Here is an 18,589-nt window from a genome sequence, read left to right on the forward strand (position 1 = left end):
ATGAGTGGCGCGCGCGAAGGCCTGGTGGGCATCTGGGGGCGTGACTTCCTGAGCCTGGAGCCGTACCTGGATCTGGCGAAGCTGGAGTCGCTGGACGACGAGATCTGCTACGCGCTCTCCCAGGTGCAGACCACCTACACGGGCGGCAGCCACAAGGCGATGGGCATCGTCCCGCCGTCGCTCGCGGAGGACCCGTACATCGACTACGGGCAGGTGATCCGCGGCTTCAGCGAGGCGGAGTTCACCACCTTCGTGTCCCTGGGCCGCGAGCCCGAGGCGTTCGACGCCAGGCGCAGGCACACGTACGAGTTCGGCGAGGAGCGGGACCACCCGCTCACGCGCGAGCAGCTGCTCTTCCTGAAGTTCAAGCACGGGGTGTACTTCCCGTGGAAGGTCTTCTACGAGCTGGTGCCCGGCGGGTACTGGAGCGAGAAGAGCACGGGGAAGGGGAAGGACTTCACGCGCGAGGCCCGGCTGTACTTCCCGCGCACGGTGGCGTTCATTCAGTCGCTGCCGTTCCGGGAGATCGGCCGCTGCACGCTGCTGGGGCTCGAGGCCAACGATCACGGCACCGTCCACCGGGACGGCGAGCCCGAGGAGCAGACGGCCCCGGACCAGTTCATCACCCTGTGCCCCCGGGGTAACAAGCGCCTGTTCCTCTGGGACGAGGAGGCGCGGCGGAAGACGCCGGTGACGGGCCGGGCCTACTGGTTCAACGACTTCGACTACCACGGCGTGGAGGCGGATCCCTTCTTCCGCTACTCGCTGCGGGTGGACGGCGTCTTCGAGCCGGAGTTCCTGGAGCGGCTGCGGAGGGACCACGCGGTTCCCGCCGCGAGTTGAGCTAGCATCGGGGCCATGGAGCTTCGCCCCCTCTACCTGCTCACCTTCAGTGGGCTCACCACGGTCGTCCTGCTGATCATCTTCCGGGCCGGGCAGCGGCTCCTGTCGCCGACGCACACGGTGCGCGAGGACCTGGAGCACGACAACACGGCGCGGGCCCTGCTCCAGGTGGGGCAGGTGCTCAGCATCTTCCTCATCTCCGGCTCGGTGGTGCTGGGCTGCGCGCAGGGGGAGAGCGTGGGCCAGGACGCGCTCTGGGTGGGCGCGTACGGCCTGCTGGCGCTGGGGCTGCTCGCCGTGTTCGGACACCTCGGTGTGAAGGTGCTGCTGCGCGCGAGGCTGCCGGCGGAGATCGATCGCGGCAACACCGCGGCGGGACTGGCGGCCGGCTCGCACTACCTGGCCACCGGCATCATCCTCGCGCGCTCCATCGCTGGAACGGACCTGACGATGCTGGGCATCTCGCTTGTCTTCTTCGTCCTGTCGCAGTTCACCCTGCACGTCTTCGTGATGCTCTTCCGCACCCTCACCAAATATGACGACGCGGAGGAGGTGCTGGGCGAGAACGTGGCCGCGGCGCTGAGCTACGCGGGTGTCACCATCTCCGTCTCCCTCATCGTCGGCCACGCGGTGGAGGGCACCTTCGTGGGTTGGATGGCCTCGCTGCGCGGCTATGCCCAGGCGCTCGTCTTCATCCTCACGCTCTACCCGGTGCGCCAGCTGCTGGTGCAGACGCTGCTGCTGGGAGCGCCCCTCAAGCTGCGCGGGGGACGGCTGGATCAGGGCATCGCCGCCGAGCGCAACCTGGGCATGGCGGTGATGGAGGCGGTGAGCTACCTGGCGGCGGCCTTCGTGGTGACGCGCCTCGGATGAGCACTCCTGCTCTCACCTACGCGGCGCTCGCGGAGCGGCTGCTCGCGACGGGCATCGTCACGGACCCCTGGCTGTCCGGGACGCCGCGCTTTCGCGTCGAGCCGCTGCTGCTGCCGCGCGAGCGCCAGGTGAGGCTCTACCGCGCGGCCGAGGACGTGGCGGCGGCCTACCACGAGCTGAGCCTGGCGTGCACCGAGTCCCCGGAGCTGCTGGAGTCCTTCTTCGGGCTCACGCCCTTCCAGCGGCTCATGTGGCAGGCCTCGCAGCCCTTCTGGCACGGCATCGCGCGGGCGGACGTGTTCGCCACGAAGGACGGCGGGCTGGCGGTGTGCGAGCTCAACAGCGACACACCCACGGGCGAGGCGGAGGCGGTGCTCCTCAACCCGCTGGTGCAGCCCTCGTGGCCGGAGACGGAGGATCCCAACGGGCAGCTGGGCGAGCGGCTGTGCGACATGGTGGAGTCGCTCGCGGCGCGGCTGCTGCTGCCCGTGCCGGAGTCGCTCTCGGTGGGCATCATCTACCCCACGGAGATGCCCGAGGACCTGGCCCTGGTGCGGCTGTACAGCACCTGGTTCCAGGCGCGAGGGTGGGCGGTGAGGATCGGCTCGCCCTTCAACCTCTCGGCGGGGCCGGACGGCCGGGTGCGCCTCTTCGACGAGCCGTGTGACGTGCTGCTGCGCCACTACAAGACGGACTGGTGGAGCGAGCGGTTCCCCGTCTGGAACGACGAGGATCCGGCGGAGGATGCGGCGCCGCTGGCCGGGCCCCTGTCGCTGGTGATGCAGGCGTGTCTGGAGGGGCGGTGCGTGGTGGTGAACCCGTTCGGCGCGGTGCTCACGCAGAACAAGCGGGCCATGGCCTTCATGTGGGAGCACCACGCGCGCTTCTCGCCCCGGGCTCGGGCCACCATCCGCGCCTTCATCCCGTACACGGTGCGCATGGAGGCGGTGCCGGTGGAGGAGCTGGCGCGGGACAAGGCGGACTGGGTGCTCAAGTCGGACTACGGCGCGGAGGGGGACGAGGTGCTGGTGGGGCGCCATACGCCCCAGCACGACTGGAACGCCGCGCTGGTGCACGCGGTGCCGGGCCGCTGGGTGGCCCAGCGCTACTTCGCGGCGGAGGAGGGGGCGGGCGGCGAGTCGATCAACCACGGTGTCTACGTCATCGCGGGAGAGGCGGCAGGCCTCTACGCCCGGGTGCAGCGTGGGGCCACGGACACCGGCGCCCTGAGCGTTCCGGTGCTCGTGACGCCCTGAGGGAGGGCTGGCGGTGGAGTCGGACCAGAAGAAGAGAGAGATCGAAGAGCTCCCCATCCGGCGCAAGTCGACCACCCGTCAGAGGGGGATCGTCGGCGCGCAGTGGTGGAACGACGGCCTGACGGACATGCAGGATCCGATGAGCCGGCGCTCGGCGCTCAAGGCGCTCGTGGCCGTGGGTGGCACCGTGGCGGTGGGCGGTCTGCTCGTCGCCGTCGCCACGAGCGACTCGGGGTCTTCCTCCTCCTACGAGCGGTTCGAGAACTGGGACACGCTGGAGGCCCAGCGCGCGCAGGGCTGGAACTTCGGCGCTCCGGACGAGACGCTCACCTTCAAGGACCAGACGCCGGTCACCCCCGACGCGGCCGTGCTCGACAAGCTCGTCACGGACATGACGCCCCGGCAGGAGTCGCTCAAGCCCTTCTACCAGGCGACGCTCTTCCAGGCGCTCACGCCGACGGCGGGCATGGCCCGGGAGGTCAATGATCTGCGGGCCGCGCTGAAGCCCATCTTCACCCCGGCCATGGACACGGCGTTCCGGCAGGGCCGGGCCATGGAGAGCCTCTTCCCGCTGGGGGAGGAGGTGTCGCGCACCACGGCGGTGTTCGTGGATCTGCCGGGCCCCGAGTCGGTGGCCTTCTCCACGGGGCTGGCCCGGCGCTTCGAGCCCATCTACACCTTCGACAACTGGCCCCACCCTCGCGGCGTGGTGCCGGCGCACCTCACCCTCGGAGCGGTGCTGTACTACCGCTCGCTCCTGACGCGGCTCGCCCCCGAGCGTGTCACGCCCGCGCCGCCGGTGTTCGTGCTCGATCGCAACCGCCTGCTTCCCTACAAGCAGGTGAAGACGCAGTTCGACAACCGCTACCTGGCGAAGCTCCCTCCGGCCCAGCGCCTGTCCGAGCTGGGCGTCAAGAACGTGCTGTACGTCGTCCCGGGAGACGGGCCCCTGGAGGAGCTGGACGACATCAACGAGGACTTCGTGAGCTACCGCGAGGCGGGCCTGTCCGTGAAGCTCGTCACGGCGAGCGAGTTCAAGCCCGTCGAGCAGATGGCGGAGACCACGCCCTCGCAGCCGGCCACCGCCGAGGCCCTCGCCGAGCTCTCGCGGCAGCCCTTCTACTTCGGAGGCTCGCCGGCCTCCCACGCCGCCTTCTGGTCGCTCTACGCCTTGGGGAGCCGCAACACGGGAACCCAGGCAGCAGCCCCCGTGGTGCCGCCCCCGCGCGGGTTGCTCTACGAGCCGACGCGCCGGGCGACGATGTTCTCACCGCCCCCCAACTCGGCGTCCGGGGCGCCACGCCACCGGCCCAACGGCTTCGCCAAGGTCCAGGTGAGGGTTGCCAGCGGGACGCGGCAGCTGCTGGGGTTCGCGCACGGCTCCTACAGCTCGTGGAACCGCGCGCCATCGTCGAGCAGCTACTCGAGCTCTGGAGGCTGAGAGGAAGCCATGAACTACTCCATCTTCGCGATGCAGGTGGTCCGGCCGCTCCAGGTGCCTCGGGATCCAGTCCACGAGCGGCTCCACTCGATCATCACCTCCGGCCCCCCGCGGAGCACGCATGGGCAGCGCCATGGCTTCTACCGGAAGCTGACGGACGCGCTGCTCCCCGTGGTGTCCGAGTTCAAGTGGGGCGTGTGGGACTACTGGGATGTTCCCTCCCGCGCGCCGGGGGACTTCCAGGACTGGGTGGACGGGCTGGATGGCAAGGAGGCGCGCACCTCTCCGGCGCCGGAGGACGGACAGCCGCGCTACACCGTGCTCACGGTGTCCCTGCTGTTGCAGCACGGCAGCACGAGTGACCAGCGCCTGGGGGCGCACTGCAACATCCCCGAGAGCCACCTGTGGCAGGTGGACACGTTCCGGCACCTCCTGAAGGGGCTGACGCTGCTCAACTTCCTGCACGTCCAATCCGAGGTGGTGTACCTGCTGCCCGGGGACGATCCGGAATACGGGCTCGTGCAGACGGACGTGAAGAGCAAGAACTACCACTACCTGCGCAACCTCACCTGAGCGCTCGGGGCAGGCTCAGAACCACACCTCCCAGACGGCGCGGGACTCTTCGAGCGCGGCGTGGGCGGTGGCGGAGATGCGATCCCTCGAGCCGAGGAAGGGCTGGATCTGGTGGAGGCGGTAGCTGTCGAGGAGGACCAGGTCTCCCGTGGCGTAGTTCACGTCCACGGAGGGGATGCTCGGGAGCTCCTCCGGCACCTCGTCGCTGCCCTCGTAGGTGACGTCCCACAGACGCAGGGCGCCGCCGGACTCGGGGGGCTGGAGCATGAGGACCAGGGTGATGGCGCGCGATCGCCGCTGGCACTGGGTCTCGGAGAGCCCCTCGGTGTCGAAGTGGATGTCTCCGCCGTGATGGGACAGCCACTGGCCAGCGGGGAAGATGTGCACACCCGGGCCGCACCATCCCGGGCGGGAGACCGTGGGCGCCCCCACGAGCGCTGAGAGGGCGTCGCGCAGTCGCGCCTGGAGGCCCGGGAGGAAGCGCTCGACCTGGGCATCGGAGGTGCGAGCCTGGGCGAAGTACTCGTCCTCGCGGTCCTGCTCGAGGTGCGTGTACCAGGCTCGCCCCAGGGAGAACTGGACGCCGCCGAAGTCGGAGATCCAGAAGGGCCTGCCGTCATAGACGCGGCGTGAGAGCCGGGCGCAGGTGTCGGGATCGAGGAAGCCGGGCACGCGCACGCCGAGGTGGGTGTCGAGCAGCCGGAAGAAACCGGAGCTGTCCGAGCGGAGCGCATCCCACGGGCGCTCGGCGAGGGTGGCGTGAGTGGGCACGGCCATGGCGGTGGGCTCGAGCAGGGACTTCAGCGAGGCTTCTCGGGAGGGGGAGTGGCGCCCTTGGCAGGAGCCGGAGCCGCCTCCTTCCTGGCGTCCGGCGCGGCCCCGTTGGGAGCCGCGGGCGGAGCCGTGGGTGGAGTCACCTCCCGCTCCGGCGTCTCCACCTCGTCCTTCACGAGGCGGAAGTCGACGCGCCGGTTCTTGGCGCGGCCGAGCGGCGTGGTGTTGGGCGCGATGGGCCGATCGAAGCCGAAGCCCTGCGAGCGCAGGCGCTTGCGTTCGATGCCCTTGCCGACGAGGTACTCCAACACGGCCTTGGCGCGGCGGTTGGACAGGTCGAGGTTGAGCGCACGCGCGCCGACGTTGTCGGTATGTCCTTCGATGAGGACGGGGCCGAGCCCGGGGTTGCGCGCGAGCACGGAGGCCACCTCATCGAGCAGCTTGAACGACTGCTTGCGAATCTTCGCCTGGCCGGTCTCGAAGAGGATGTTGCCCTTGATGCGGATGCGGTCGGACTCGACGACGACGAAGGGCGGGGCGTCGTAGGGGCAGCCGTTGTTCTCCGGCGGGCCGAACAGGTCCGGACACTCGTCCTCGTTGTCGGGCACCTCGTCGCCGTCGGTGTCCGGGCAGCCCTCGTACTCCTTGGGGCCGGGCTTCTGCGGGCAGGCGTCCAGGTGGTCGGGGATGCCGTCACCATCGGTGTCGGTGTCCTCCGGGCAGCCCTTGAGCTCCTTGGGCCCGGCCTTGTCGGGGCAGCGGTCCTCGCCGTCGACGACGCCGTCATCGTCGTTGTCCGGATCCGGGCAGCCATCGTCATCCTTGAAGCCGTCGCGGTCCTCCTTCTCCAGGGGGCACTTGTCGCGGGCATCGGGGACGCCGTCGCTGTCGGAGTCGATGAAGCTCTCCTCGTAGCGGAGGGCGACCATGACGCGGAAGGCCTCGCGCCCGTAGCCGCCCTGCAGGCCGATGCCGCGGCCCAGGTTCAGCTCCAGGCCCCAGGGACCGGAGATGCGGGCGCGAGCGCCCACGAGCACCTCCCACGGCGTCTTGAGGGAGTCGGCCTGGCTGAAGTTGAAGGGAGCCGAGGATGGGGTGGACAGGTGCATCTCGCCCAGCGCTTGGACGTGGGTGAAGCGCCCCAGGTCCGGCAGATCCAGCACCGCGCCCGCGCCCACGGTGAGCTCGTCATCCACGAAGAGGTTGAGGTACTGGGCATGGCGGCGGAAGCGCCAGCCCAGGTTGCCCAGCAGCCGCAGCGGACCGAAGGAGCGCTCCACGGCGAGCCTCGGTGCCACGAGCACCCGACGCTCTCCAAGGAAGCTGTAGCCATCGCCGGTGGGCAGCCGCACCTCGCCGACGAGGGCGAGCCCCACGGGGAACTGTGAGGGATCCAACAAGTGGACGCGCGGCAGCAGGCGCAGATCGCCCAGTCCGTAGCGGTTCACGCTGGCGGCGCCTGGGAAGTCCGGGGCGGCGAGGGCGTCTCGCAGCAGCTCGAAGCGATCGCCCTGGATCACGGTGAATGGCAGATCCACGCCCAGCTCGAAGCGCGGGTGGAGCTGGTAGGCGAAAAGGGCGTGGGCATCGAGCCGGTAGGGGATCAGGTCCCCCAGCCGCTCATCTCCGAGCTTGAGCGCGAGGATGCTCAGGTTGAGGTCCAGCAGCAGGGAGGCACGAAGGCTGCCCACGGGAGAGGGCCGAGCGCCCTCGAGCGCGATGCCGCTGTCCTGGGCCGCGGTGGCCTTGACGGGGACGGCGTCGAAGCTTCGCTGGAACGGATCGTGATCGGCACGGGCCGTGAGGCCTGCGATCAGCGTACAGAGGAGCACCACGCGAATCGCGGCATGGCGCAGGAGCCCTCGGACGGAGTGCTCGCGGAGCGGGCTTCGCATGGGTCCGCTTATACCCTGGATCCAGCGAGCAAAAAGAAATACGCGAGGCAGAAGGGGGCAGCGGCGCCCCACTTGTTGCCTCGCGAGCGAAACGGACGGATCCGGTGTGAGAAACCGTCACTGCTCCATGAAGGCGCTCGCGGGGATCACCTCGATGGACTCGGGCTGGAGCGGGAGTGGCTGCTGGAGGATGGCCTTGTCCAGCTCGAGCAGCTCCGGAGGCTTGGCGGACGCGTAGCTGAGCGGCTTGACGGTCCGGGCCTTCAGCGCGTTGACGAGGGCGGGAGCGTCTTGCGTGACGAAGGCGAAGCTGAGCGCCTCCGGGTGCAGGCGTCGGCGCACGGCCTCCTGGACGGACTCGGGCGTCATGTCGCTCAGGGCCTTGCGGTACTGCTCGAGGAAGTCGGGGGTGCCATGGAAGATCGAGTCGATGGCGAAGCCCAGGCGCCGCTGAGCCGTCTGCTCCCACAGCCGGGTGTAGTTCAGGAGGAAGCCGCGAACGATCTCGAACCGGTCGCGTGGCATGCCCTCGCGCACGAGGCGGTCGAGGAAGTAGACGGCGCCGTGGGTGGCGAAGACGGCGTTGGCCGGCACCACGGGGCGGATCCACAGGGAGACGTCCTGCTGGGTCCGGGCGATGTTGGTCCGGTTGTAGGTGGTGCCCCACTGCTCGATGAAGTGCTCGGCGTAGGCATAGTCGCCGTAGTTGAGGCCGCGCTGCTCGCGCAGCTCCTGGAAGAGCACGCCGTGGAACTGGCGGTGCTCGCCGAGGTACGAGAGCGCGAAGGCCACCGGGAAGAAGTCCGGATCGCCCCGGCGCATGGGAGTGACGTAGCCCATGGAGATGGCGGTGGAGAGCGTGGGCTTCTGGACGACGACGGCGCGGCCGGGCACAACGGGCACGGCAGGCAGCTCCACGCGCGTGGCGCCGGTGGCGGGCAGCGCGGACAGGCGCGAGGTGACGGTCTTCTTCAGCGCGTCGTCCACGGGGCCGGCCAGCCCGATGACGAGCCTATCCTGGGTGAAGACGCGACGGGCGTGGGCCTTCACATCGTCGAGCGTCAGGGCCTGGAGCCCCTGGGCGGTGCCGCCCACGAAGTGCGCGTAGGGGTGGCCACGATAGAGGAGCGCGTCGAGCGCGACCTTGCCGAGCTGCTCGTCGTTCTCGTTGCGCAGCTGGTTGCGGACGGTGTTGAGCGCGTCGGTGCGCAGGCGCTCGAACTCGCTGGGCTCGTAGCGGGGCTCGAGCAGCACGTCGGTGAAGATCTCCAGGAAGCGCGGGAGGAAGTCCTTGTGGACGCGGCCGGAGAAGGTGGTGAACTCCTTGTCCGGGAAGACGTCCAGCTCGGCGGCCATGGGGAAGAGGACCTCCAGGAGCTGAGCGGAGGTGAGCTTCCGGGTGCCGCCCTCGGCGAGCAGGCGGGCGGTGAGCGCGGTGAGGCCCTCCTTGCCCTTCGGGTCATCCACGGAGCCGCTGTGGAAGACGAGCCGGAAGCTGACGATGGGGTTCTCGGCGGAGGCCTGGACGACGAGCTGCATGGGCGCGGGGCGCTTCAGCGGCACGGCCGGGACAGGCGGGAGGGGCGCGGCGGGAGCCTGGGCCTTCGGAGCCGCCGGAGCCTGGGCGGCGGGAGGCGGCTCGGGAGTGGGGGCGGGCTGGGGAGTGCTGGCGCAGGCACCGAGCCACAGCGCGGAGGCGACGACGAGGACGGTTCGGCGGAAGGGAGTCATCACGGCTTGCCTCCGGCGGCCGGCGTGAGGGTGAGGACGGTGAGGTTGGTGTCGACGAAGTACCGCTTCGCGAAGGAGACGAGCTGCTCGGGCTGCACCTTGGCGACGTTCTGGAGGTGGCGGGAGAGCGCGTCCGGCGTGCCGAAGATGCCGGCGTACCAGGCGAGCTGGCCGGCGACGTCGTCGGGAGACTCCAGGTTCATGAGCAGGCTGTAGCGGATGTTGCTCTGGATGGCCTTCACGCGGGCGGAGTCCACCTTGCCGGAGGCCAGCTCCTTCACGGCGCGGGCGAGCGCGGAGTCGACGGTGGCGCGGTGCTGCTCGGCCTTGAGGGTGGCGTTGAGGGTGAAGAGGGAGGGGTCCCGGTGTGGATAGGTGTCACTGCCCAGGGACTCGACGAGCTGCTTCTCGAGGACGAGCTCCTTGTAGAGCGGGCTGGTGGGGCCCACGAGGTAGGCGGTGAGCACGGACTGGATGGCGGCGCTCGGAGTGGCGAGCGCGGCGGCGGGCGTGTGCCAGGCGAGCACGTGGCGGGGCAGGGTGCTCGACGGCCACTCGACGTGGGTGGTGCGCTTCTCCTTCTGGAGCGGCTCGGTGGGGATGGGGACATTGGCCAGCTTGCGGTCCCATGGGCCGTAGTGCTCGCGGATGAGCTTCATGACGGCCGCGTCATCGAAGTCACCGACGATGAAGATGAGCGTGTTGTCCGGGGTGTACCAGCGCTCGAAGAAGGAGCGGCTGTAAGCGTAGGCCTCGGGCATGGCCTTGATGTCCTCGTAGAAGCCGAGCGTGGTGTGCCGGTAGGTGTGCTCCTTGAAGGCGGTGCCCAGCAGCTGCTCCTCCATCTTCAGCTCGGGGCGGGCCTCGTTCTTGTGGTACTCGCCGAGCACCGCGAGCGCCTCCGTGCGGAACACAGGCTCCGAGTACTCGAGGTTGCGGAAGCGGTCGGCCTCCACCTCGATGAGCGCGTCCAGCCCGGAGGACGGGCCGTAGGAGTGGTAGGCGGTGAAGTCGTCGGTGGTGAAGGCGTTGTCGTCGTAGCCGTAGCTGGCGACGATGCGGTCGCGCTCTCCCTCGGGGTGCTTCTTCGTGCCCTTGAACATCATGTGCTCGAAGAAGTGGGCGAAGCCCGTCTTGCCGGGCTCCACCTCGTTGCGAGAGCCCACGCGCACCACGGTGTAGTAGGCCACGAGGCCCGGGGAGTTGAACGGCACGCGCACGACGGTGAGGCCGTTGGGCAGCCGGTCGACCTTGAGCGGGTAGGGGAAGGGCTCACTGCTCGGCTGGGCACTGGCGGGCAGGGCTGCGGCCAGTAGGAGCAGGAGGAGGGGCAGGAGTCTGCGCATGCGGTGGACCTCGCGAGCCAGGGGTGGGTAGGCAACCCCGGCGGTAGGGCACCCTACGGCGTCAGGCACCCTGGTGGGGAGGCAGGCATGAGGGAATGTGTTGGAGAACGTGTGGGAGACGGGGGGAACAGGTGGTCAGGAGGATTGACGACCCCCCGTCAGCGGTTACTGTAGAAGCGTCGAACGAAAGGGGGCGACCTGGTTTCGACGGGGGCATGGAAGCCCGAGACGCGTGCCGAGCCGTCAGTGACTCGTTAAACCGCTGGCAAAAGACACAAAAGCCAACGACAACGTTGAGCTCGCGCTGGCTGCCTAACAACAGTTCTTAGCGCGCGGTCCTCCTGCTCTCGGCCCGTGGGGTGGGGTAGGACCGTCATAATGCGGGCTGGCTGCCGAGGGTGCCTGGGCCCGAGGTGGCGAGATCTTCCAGGACCGGCTCGGAGTATCCCGTCCGTGGGAGCCTTCGGGACGTAGCAAAGCGCGGACTACGCACGTAGGGTCGAAGGGCCGAAGGCTTTCGGACGCGGGTTCGATTCCCGCCGCCTCCACAGAGCAGCAAGGGACGTAGCAAGGCCCCGGCCGCCATCTGGCGAGCCGGGGTTTTCTTTTTCCCCAGTGCCTCCGCGATGAGGCGTGCTCCCTCACCAGAAGTCGCGGTCACCGCCCCTGCGCGTCTCCCCCTGCGCGCAGTGCGAGCTCCTCGGCGCGCTTCACCGCCTCCACGTTGTCCTCCGGATTCACGTCGATGAGGAGGTGGCGTGGGTCGATGCCGGCGCGGGCGGGTTCACTCTTCACCCTCACGCGCAGGCTCTGCGCGCCGGAGCGGAGGCGGTGGCGCTCGAGGTAGAGCGGCTCGCCCTGCGCTCCGTCCTTCCCGGCTGCGTAGACGCCCACCTCGACGAATTCGTCCAGGGCGACCTCGGTCGCGTGGCCCTCGGGGTCCACCGTCTCCTTGCGCGCCTGCACGTCGAGCGTCACCCACCAGGTGCCATCCCCCACGGGCTCCGCCGTGGCACGTCTCGCCTGCAGTGCCCAGAAGGTGTTCGCCTCGAAGAGGTCGTGCAGCAGGCCGCGCTGCTCCTCGGGGGTGACGGCTTGCAACTCCCGGTAGAGGTCGAGCGAGGTGGGCAGCGGGGGCACTCCCGCGCCGTAGCGCTCGATCATCCGCCGCAGCGCGGTGTTCACGCGCGCCTCGCCCACGTACTCGCGCAGCGCATACATGGCGAAGGGTCCCTTGCGGTACGCGAGGAACCAGTCGGTGGCCCTCAGCAGCGGCACGCCGGCGCGGTTGCGCGGGGTGAGGTACGCCTCGCGCATCCTGTCCATCAGCCGCCCCAGGTGCGCGGCCCCATGGGCCTTCTCCACGACCGAGAGCGCGCTGTACCAGGCCATGCTCTCGCTGAGCACCGGCGCGCCCTCCATCCAGGCGGGGGTGACCTGGTTGCCCCACCACTGGTGCGCCACCTCGTGGGCCACCACCGCGAAGGGGAAGTCGATGTCGCGAGGGTCCTCCTCCGGATGCAGCAGCGAGAAGCCCTCCCTGAACGAGACGTTCACCGGTGCCGCGTGCAGCCCGACGCCTGAGCCCGGGTGCTCGACGAAGCGCAGCTGGCGGTGCGGGTAGGGACCGAACTGTCCCGAGAGGTAGTCGAGCGAGGCCTGCACGCTCTTCACCATGCGCGCCACGTTGTGGCCGTGGCCCGGATGATGGAAGACCTGGATGGTGACGTCCTTCCAGCGCCCCTCGTGCACCGCGTAGTCCGCCGAGTAGAAGGCGTAGTCGTTGTCGATGGGGACGTCCGTCACGTAGTGGAAGTAGCGCCGGCCCCTTTCCGCCCACGTGCTGAGCAGGGCGCCGGGAGCGAGCGCCACCTGGCCCTCATCCGTGCCCACCACCGCCTCGAAGGCGATGCGCGGGCCGCTTCCCTCGCGGGCCACATCGTCGCCCTCGTCCAGCGCGCGGACGGCAGGGCGCGGGGCGAGGCCGTGCTTGCGGCGCTCGCCTGCGTTGCTGAGCTCGCGGCGCTGCTGGTAGCCGAGCGCGGGCAGGAGCGTGCGGTGCACGAAGTAGGTGCCGTTCGCGGTGACGGACGCATCCGGCCCGTCGTTCGGAAATCCCCGCGGGGCGTAGCGCACCTCGAAGTGTAGCTGCAGTGAGTCGCCGGGCTGCAGCGGCTGCGCCAGCGCGTAGATGCGGTGTCCGAGCGCCTCGTCCGAGAGCTGCACCGTGGCGGGCGGATCGAAGCGCACCTCGGCCGTCTCTACGTCCGGCGCGGGGGCCAGGTGGATGGTCTCGATGGGCGCCGTGCCACTGTTGACGAGCTGGTAGGTGCCGCGCAGCGCAGCCTCCCGCCGCCGCGGATACAGCTCGACGTGCAGCCGCGTGCCGGTGAGCTGCGGCTGCGGCACGTCCGCGTAACGCCCGTAGCGCCGCTCGTACTCCGCGCTCTGCGCCCGCGCGTCCGCGGCTGTGCGGAAGGTGTTCAGCACGTTCGTGTTGTAGAGGATGAAGCCGCCCACACCGAGGATGAGCCCTGTGGCCAGCGCGGCCGTCGCGAGGACAGGACGGCCCAGGCGCGTGCGCGCCAGCCGCAGCCGCGCACGGAAGCCCCCCTCCCGGCCGCGCACCCACAGCAGCCGCGCCGCCACCGCGAGCAGCAGTGCCCACGCCGCCCAGTAGAGCGTGAACCACAGCCACGGCCCCAGGGAGGGCCCGAAGCCGCGCATGTCGGAGTACGACCAGCCAGGGCTCGCCCCATAGACGAGCAGGTGGTGCTCGAGCCCGAGCGACGCGGCGAAGGCCCGCAGCCCGTGCGCGAGCACCAGGACGAGGTGGCCCACGTACTTGTGGTCCACCAGCACGTGCACGGTGAGCGCCAGCAGGGCGAAGAGGAGGCGCTCGGCGAGCTGCAGCCCGAAGAGGATGCGCAGGTACAGCCCGGGCTCGAAGTGCGTGTAGCCGCTGCTCACCTGGATGGCGAGGGCCGCGGCGAGCAGCAGTGCGTGCAGCGCGACGAGCACGAGCGCGAGCCCTCCGAGCTTGCCCAGGAAGGGAACCCAGTCGGGCACCGGCGCCGCGTCCGCCATCTCGCTCAGGCCCGCCTCCCGCTCGCGCCACACCAGCTCTCCGGCGCACCAGACGGTGAACAGCGGAATGAGCAGCGAGAGGAGATCTCCCGAGGCGCCGATGAAGCCGAGGAGTTGCTCCGTGGTGGGCATCATCGGAACGCCCACGTGACTTATCACCTCCGGCGCGATGAGCAGCAGCAGCGCCGGCATCGTGACGAGGGCGAGCGCGCCCCCGCCCTTCACCAGCGCGCGGAACGAGTGCCATGCCACCGCCCCCACCTGGCGCGCGCGGGCCGCAGGGCCGAAACCGCGCAGCACTCGCGGGACGGCGATGGGAGCGGGACGCTCCGCCGCGGTCTGCCGAGCCGCGGCGCGCGAGCGGCGCCCCCAACGGTGGGTCTCGGTGTGTGGGTGCGCGAAGCGGAAGCGCAGGTGGGTGAGCGCGAGCAGGCCGAGCGCGATGCCCATCCACAGGAGGCGGTTGGTGAGCAGCGCGCCCTCAAGTGCGACCGGGCGCGTGCTCTTCTCGGTGTCCGTCCACGAGCGTGACAGCTCGTTCACCACCGTGAAGCCGAGCGGGTCCAGCAGCTTGCCCAGCCCCCAGTGCCCGAGCGTGTGGGCCACGTACGCGTAGCTCACCATCATCACGATGAAGACGAGCACGCTGCCCAGGTAGCTCGCCATCGGGCGCCGGCTCAGCGCCGCCAGGGTGAAGCCGAGCGCCGTGGCGAGGAAGGCGTTGGGCAGCGCAAGGAAGACGTAGGCGCCGAGGTAGGCCTCCGGCCGAAAGGGCCCGAGCAGCTGCGGCTCCAGGCCGGGAGAGAGCGTGGCGAGCTGCAGGCCCAGCGGCACGGCGAGCAGGATGAGCGCCTGAAGGACGAAGGCGGCGAGGAAGCGGCCCCCCAGATAGGCCCCCTTGCCCACCGGGGTGGTGTAGACGAGCGGGTGCATGCGCAGCTGCACGTCCCTCGCGGCCGCATCGCCCGCGAGCTGGGCGCTCACCAGCAGCCCCATCAGGCTGCCCATGAGGGTGACGATGGCAATGACGATGGGCGCGTTGAAGAAGTAGCCGCCGTCGCGTGCTTGCTCGAACTGCGCCTCCGTCGCCACCTGGTAGGTGAACCCCGTCATCGCCACGAAGCACAGCCAGGGGAAGACGCGCCGCGCCTGCTGCGCGAGCTCGTAGCGCAGCACCTCGCGCAGGCTCATGACGCCACCTCGAGCGTGGGCCGCGCGGCGCGCGCTCCGGAGTGCCCCGCCATGATGCTGAAGTAGACGTCCTCGAGTCCCGGCTCCACGGGCTCGAACCCGGGCGCCGGTGCGCTCTCGGCGTAGACGCGCACCACCGTGCGTCCCGCCAGCAGCTTCGTGGAGATGACGGCGTGCGCGCGCTCGAGCGCCTCCAGCTCCGCGCGTGCGACGGTGCGGCGCCAGATGCGCCCGCGCAGCGCCTCCACCGCGCGCGGGGGCTCTGCCTCCAGGAGGATCTCCCCCCGGTTGATGATCGCCATCCGGCTGCAAAGCTCCGCCACGTCCTCCACGATGTGCGTGGAGAGGATGACCACGCTGCGCTCGCCGAGCCCGCTGAGCAGGTTGAGGAAGCGCACCCGCTCGGCCGGGTCCAGGCCCGCCGTGGGCTCGTCCACGATGATGAGGCGCGGATCGCCGAGCAGCGCCACCGCCACGCCGAAGCGCTGCCGCATCCCGCCCGAGTAGCCGCCCAGCCGCTCCTTGCGCACCGCGTACAGGTTCGTCTGGTGCAGCAGCGCGTCCACTGTCTCCCGGCGCACGCGCTTGTCCGTGATCCCCTTGAGGATGGCGAAGTGCTCGAGCAGCCGCTCCGCGCTCTCCTTCGGGTACACGCCGAACTCCTGCGGCAGGTAGCCGAGCGAGGCGCGCACCCGCTCCTTCTCGCGCAGCACGTCCACGTCCCCCAGCCGGATGCTGCCCGCATCCGGCTCCTGCAGCGTGGCGAGCGTGCGCATCAGCGTGCTCTTGCCCGCGCCGTTGGGGCCCAGCAGCCCGTACATCCCCGCCAGGATGGTGAGCGTGACGTCGCGCAGGGCATGCACTCCGTTCGCGTAGGTCTTCGAGAGGTTGCGAATCTGCAGTTCCATCGGACACCCGGGGGGGAGAGGAGCTTCGGCGTGAGGCAAGGCGGTGGCGTCGCCGTCCCCCATGGCGGAAGACGGCGGGGTGAAGGGGCGGGCGGTGAGACGCGCGGGAGGGGCCGCTCAGCCCCGGCGCTGCTCCCGGTGTCGGGACGCCGCGGCCCAGAGGGCGACGATGCCCGTTCCCATCCACAGCAGCGTGGCCAGGGCCCACTGGCCCAGGTGCGGCAGCGCCCGCCACACGCCCACCGTCTCGCCGGTGGTGAGGGTCACCTCGGTATGGAGGGTCTCGGCCTTCGCGGTGAGCAGCGCGTCGACGCCGTAGCGGCCGGTGAAGAACGTCTGCAGCAGGCCCTCCAGCCGGTCCACGAGCCACCCGGCGCTCATCGCCTGGCTGACGGAGAGCACGAGGAAGACGGCGAGCACTCCTCCGGCGAGCCAGCGCAGCGGGCGGCGCAGTCCCAGCATCAGCGCGCTGGCGAGCACGTAGGCGCCGCTCGCCGCGGTGAAGGGGACGAGCCACAGCAGCGGCTGCGGCGCCCGGCGCAGGGGCTGCAACGCCGCCGGGTCCACGTCCTTCGCCCCCGCGACGGCGCCCGGCAGCAGCCGCAGTGTCTCCTCCGCGAGCGGGTTGCCGCCGGAGAGCAGCGTGAGCGCGAGCAGCCAGAGGAAGAGGAGCGCCACGGCCGCCATCAGCCACACCCACCCGGCGAGGACCTTGGCCAGCGCGTGCTGGCGCCGGTCCACCGGGAGCGTCCAGAAGAAGCCTGGCCCGAAGCGCTGCTCTCCCCGCCAGACGAAGAGGGGAAGCAGCAGCCCCGCCAGGCCCGGCACCATCGAGAGCTCGGGGTGGAAGCTGAAGGGCCCGGCGCCCGCGAGCAGCTGCTTCACGCTGAGCACCGTCGCCAGCGTGAGCAGCGCCGCAGCCCCGAGCGCGGGCGCCCGGAGGACGAGGCCCACCGCCCGCACCTGCTCGCGTAGCACGGCCCCCGCGCGCGGCGGGACGTGCGGCGCGGCGGGCAGAGACGGGGTGGTGGGTGTGGGGGACATCATCGCGAGAGCTCCTCGGGGAAGAAGGCGAGCGCCGCGTCCTCGAGCGGCAGGGACGTCACCTCGCGCACCCGCGCTCCGGAGTGCGTGAGCCGCTCCGTCACCTCATGCTCCTCGCCCACCAGCGTCCACTGCAGCTCGCGGCCTGCGCTCGAGCGCCGTAGCCCCGCGCCCTGAAGCCCCGCCGGCGGCTCCCAGCGCTCCGGCACCGCCACCCGGTAGCTCCGCACCGTGCGCTGCAACTCCTCGCGCGAAAGCTGTGCGACGAGCTTCCCGTCGCGCAGCACCCCCACGTGGTCCGCGAGGCTCTCCACCTCGTGGAGGTGGTGCGTGGAGATGAGCACGGTGGTCGGCGTGTCGGCGAGGTGCTCGGCCAGCAGGGTCAGCGTGCGCTTGCGCACCACCGGGTCCAGCCCGTCCGTGGGCTCGTCCAGGAGCAGCAGGGGAGGGCGATGCGCCATCGCCAGCACCAGCTGCAGCCGCCGCGTCTCACCCTTGGAGAGCGCGCTCACCTTGCGCTGCAAGCGCAGGCTGAAGGCGTTCGCCAGGTGCTCGGCGTAGGCGCGCTCCCAGGCGGGGTAGTAGGCCGCCGCGTGCCGCAGCAGCCGGCCACACGTCATCCAGCCGTAGTCCTGCGCATGGTGCTCCGGCACGTATCCCACCCGCGCCCGCACCTCGGGGCCGCGCAGCGCCGTGTCCAGCCCCAGCACCTGCGCGCTGCCCGCGTCCGGGCGCTCCAGGTTCATCAGCACCTTGAGCGCCGTACTCTTTCCCGCGCCGTTCGCCCCCACCAGCACGTAGACCGCGCCGGCGGGGACGCGCAGGTCCACGCGCTCGAGCGCCGTCTCGCCGCCGTAGCGCTTGGACAGCCCGTGCGTGGCCACCGCCCAGGTAGCCGTCCCCGGCTCGGTGTGGTTCAGGCCGCTCATCTCTCGACTCCCTTGCTCGGCGTGGATCAGGCGCATCATTCGTCGTCTCCCTGGCCCGCGGCGGAGGCCGGACCGGAGCCCTGTCCCTCCTCTGCCGCTACCTCGCGCAGGCTCTTCACCAGCTCCTCCAGGTCGAGCCCGCTGCGCCACGCCTCGCGCAGGGCGCGCCGGGCCACCTCGCGCGCCAGGGCGCGGCGCTCCCGGGCCTTGGGGTGCACGTCGGGCGAGACGAAGGTCCCTTGCCCCCGCCGCACGTAGACGACGCCCTGGCGCTCCAGCTCCCCGTAGGCCTGCGACACGGTGCGCGGGTTCACCGCCAGCTGCGAGGCGAGCTCCCGCACCGAGGGCATCGGGTCCTCGGGGCGGAGGGTTCCGAGCACGAGCGCACGCCGCACCTCGTCCACGATCTGGAGGTAGAGGGGCCGCGCGTCGCGCGGGTCGATGTTCACCAACATCGGCGTCCCCGTGTGGCGGTGTTGCACATGACTACAACACTGCACCAGTGCACGGCTGTGCGCAAGAGGGGGCGACTGCGCGGTCGAAGGGAACGGGCGAGAGCAGAGGGGCAGCGAGGCACTCCACCGAGCAGCCGCCGCTCCACCTCGGAGCCCACTGGAGCCATCCCGCCTGGGCGGTGGGCCTGGGCCGAGCGAGCCCCATCGATCCTTCCCCGTCTCTGCCGGCTTGATTCAGAATGC

14 protein-coding genes and 1 other RNA gene are annotated in these 18,589 nt (G+C 70.5%); 6 read left to right on the forward strand and 9 right to left on the reverse strand.

What is annotated here, in order from left to right:
* Genes KY572_RS24905 through KY572_RS24925 form a run of 5 tightly spaced genes read left to right on the forward strand, consistent with a single transcriptional unit; the run spans window position 1 to window position 4,986 of the window.
* Entirely contained in the window at window positions 1-843 is an 843-nt protein-coding gene (locus KY572_RS24905) for a hypothetical protein (protein WP_224245452.1), read from the forward strand.
* Window positions 844-858: 15 nt separating this feature from the next.
* Entirely contained in the window at window positions 859-1,716 is an 858-nt protein-coding gene (locus KY572_RS24910; RefSeq protein WP_224245453.1) for a DUF350 domain-containing protein, read from the forward strand.
* A complete protein-coding gene (locus KY572_RS24915) occupies window positions 1,713-2,972 on the forward strand; it encodes a glutathionylspermidine synthase family protein (protein ID WP_224245454.1) in 1,260 nt (419 codons plus the stop codon). Before KY572_RS24910 ends, KY572_RS24915 begins: the two co-directional genes overlap by 4 nt.
* A 13-nt stretch (window positions 2,973-2,985) precedes the next feature.
* On the forward strand, window positions 2,986-4,413 hold the full coding sequence (locus tag KY572_RS24920) for a hypothetical protein (protein ID WP_224245455.1): 1,428 nt from the start codon (window positions 2,986-2,988) through the stop codon (window positions 4,411-4,413).
* 9 nt (window positions 4,414-4,422) lie between these two features.
* Window positions 4,423-4,986: a hypothetical protein gene (locus tag KY572_RS24925; protein WP_224245456.1), complete on the forward strand. Its 564-nt coding sequence runs from the start codon at window positions 4,423-4,425 to the stop codon at window positions 4,984-4,986.
* A 15-nt stretch (window positions 4,987-5,001) separates the two neighbouring features.
* Here KY572_RS24925 and KY572_RS24930 read toward each other — a convergent pair whose 3' ends face one another.
* From KY572_RS24930 to KY572_RS24945, 4 genes are all read right to left on the reverse strand, one after another.
* The gene (locus KY572_RS24930; protein ID WP_224245457.1) at window positions 5,002-5,763 is read right to left on the reverse strand and encodes a 2OG-Fe(II) oxygenase family protein; all 762 of its coding nucleotides are present in this window, start codon (window positions 5,761-5,763) and stop codon (window positions 5,002-5,004) included.
* 23 nt (window positions 5,764-5,786) lie between these two features.
* Window positions 5,787-7,655, reverse strand: coding sequence for an OmpA family protein (locus KY572_RS24935; RefSeq protein WP_224245458.1), 1,869 nt, complete (start codon window positions 7,653-7,655; stop codon window positions 5,787-5,789).
* A gap of 117 nt (window positions 7,656-7,772) precedes the next feature.
* A complete protein-coding gene (locus KY572_RS24940) occupies window positions 7,773-9,386 on the reverse strand; it encodes a M16 family metallopeptidase (protein ID WP_224245551.1) in 1,614 nt (537 codons plus the stop codon).
* Complete coding sequence (locus tag KY572_RS24945; protein WP_224245459.1) at window positions 9,386-10,732, reverse strand: M16 family metallopeptidase; 1,347 nt, start codon at window positions 10,730-10,732, stop codon at window positions 9,386-9,388. Before KY572_RS24945 ends, KY572_RS24940 begins: the two co-directional genes overlap by 1 nt.
* Before the next feature lie 189 nt (window positions 10,733-10,921).
* Between KY572_RS24945 and ssrA the strand changes: the two genes are divergently transcribed.
* Window positions 10,922-11,283, forward strand: a transfer-messenger RNA (tmRNA) gene (gene ssrA, locus KY572_RS24950).
* Window positions 11,284-11,389: 106 nt separating this feature from the next.
* Here ssrA and KY572_RS24955 read toward each other — a convergent pair.
* The 5 genes from KY572_RS24955 to KY572_RS24975 all read right to left on the reverse strand — a co-directional run bounded on the left by KY572_RS24955 (window position 11,390) and on the right by KY572_RS24975 (window position 18,346).
* Entirely contained in the window at window positions 11,390-15,010 is a 3,621-nt protein-coding gene (locus tag KY572_RS24955) for an ABC transporter permease/M1 family aminopeptidase (protein WP_224245460.1), read from the reverse strand.
* Window positions 15,007-15,918, reverse strand: coding sequence for an ABC transporter ATP-binding protein (locus KY572_RS24960; protein WP_224245461.1), 912 nt, complete (start codon window positions 15,916-15,918; stop codon window positions 15,007-15,009). Before KY572_RS24960 ends, KY572_RS24955 begins: the two co-directional genes overlap by 4 nt.
* 117 nt (window positions 15,919-16,035) lie before the next feature.
* Complete coding sequence (locus KY572_RS24965; RefSeq protein ID WP_224245462.1) at window positions 16,036-16,965, reverse strand: hypothetical protein; 930 nt, start codon at window positions 16,963-16,965, stop codon at window positions 16,036-16,038.
* Window positions 16,962-17,930: an ABC transporter ATP-binding protein gene (locus KY572_RS24970; RefSeq protein ID WP_224245463.1), complete on the reverse strand. Its 969-nt coding sequence runs from the start codon at window positions 17,928-17,930 to the stop codon at window positions 16,962-16,964. Before KY572_RS24970 ends, KY572_RS24965 begins: the two co-directional genes overlap by 4 nt.
* Complete coding sequence (locus KY572_RS24975; RefSeq protein WP_224245464.1) at window positions 17,927-18,346, reverse strand: GntR family transcriptional regulator; 420 nt, start codon at window positions 18,344-18,346, stop codon at window positions 17,927-17,929. The genes KY572_RS24970 and KY572_RS24975 overlap by 4 nt, the downstream gene beginning before the upstream one ends.
* Window positions 18,347-18,589: the final 243 nt, after the last annotated feature.

This window comes from Hyalangium gracile, from assembly GCF_020103725.1.
Taxonomy (GTDB): Bacteria; Myxococcota; Myxococcia; order Myxococcales; family Myxococcaceae; genus Hyalangium; species Hyalangium gracile.

Bases quoted from the DNA above. Each gene is read 5' to 3' on its own strand.
- KY572_RS24905 (WP_224245452.1), top strand. From the start codon at position 1: ATGAGTGGCGCGCGCGAAGGCCTGGTGGGCATCTGGGGGCGTGACTTC.
- KY572_RS24910 (WP_224245453.1), top strand. From the start codon at position 859: ATGGAGCTTCGCCCCCTCTACCTGCTCACCTTCAGTGGGCTCACCACG.
- KY572_RS24915 (WP_224245454.1), top strand. From the start codon at position 1,713: ATGAGCACTCCTGCTCTCACCTACGCGGCGCTCGCGGAGCGGCTGCTC.
- KY572_RS24925 (WP_224245456.1), top strand. From the start codon at position 4,423: ATGAACTACTCCATCTTCGCGATGCAGGTGGTCCGGCCGCTCCAGGTG.
- KY572_RS24930 (WP_224245457.1), bottom strand. From the start codon at position 5,763: ATGGCCGTGCCCACTCACGCCACCCTCGCCGAGCGCCCGTGGGATGCG.
- KY572_RS24935 (WP_224245458.1), bottom strand. From the start codon at position 7,655: ATGCGAAGCCCGCTCCGCGAGCACTCCGTCCGAGGGCTCCTGCGCCAT.
- KY572_RS24940 (WP_224245551.1), bottom strand. From the start codon at position 9,386: ATGACTCCCTTCCGCCGAACCGTCCTCGTCGTCGCCTCCGCGCTGTGG.
- KY572_RS24945 (WP_224245459.1), bottom strand. From the start codon at position 10,732: ATGCGCAGACTCCTGCCCCTCCTCCTGCTCCTACTGGCCGCAGCCCTG.
- KY572_RS24955 (WP_224245460.1), bottom strand. From the start codon at position 15,010: ATGAGCCTGCGCGAGGTGCTGCGCTACGAGCTCGCGCAGCAGGCGCGG.
- KY572_RS24960 (WP_224245461.1), bottom strand. From the start codon at position 15,918: ATGGAACTGCAGATTCGCAACCTCTCGAAGACCTACGCGAACGGAGTG.
- KY572_RS24965 (WP_224245462.1), bottom strand. From the start codon at position 16,965: ATGATGTCCCCCACACCCACCACCCCGTCTCTGCCCGCCGCGCCGCAC.
- KY572_RS24970 (WP_224245463.1), bottom strand. From the start codon at position 17,930: ATGATGCGCCTGATCCACGCCGAGCAAGGGAGTCGAGAGATGAGCGGC.
- KY572_RS24975 (WP_224245464.1), bottom strand. From the start codon at position 18,346: ATGTTGGTGAACATCGACCCGCGCGACGCGCGGCCCCTCTACCTCCAG.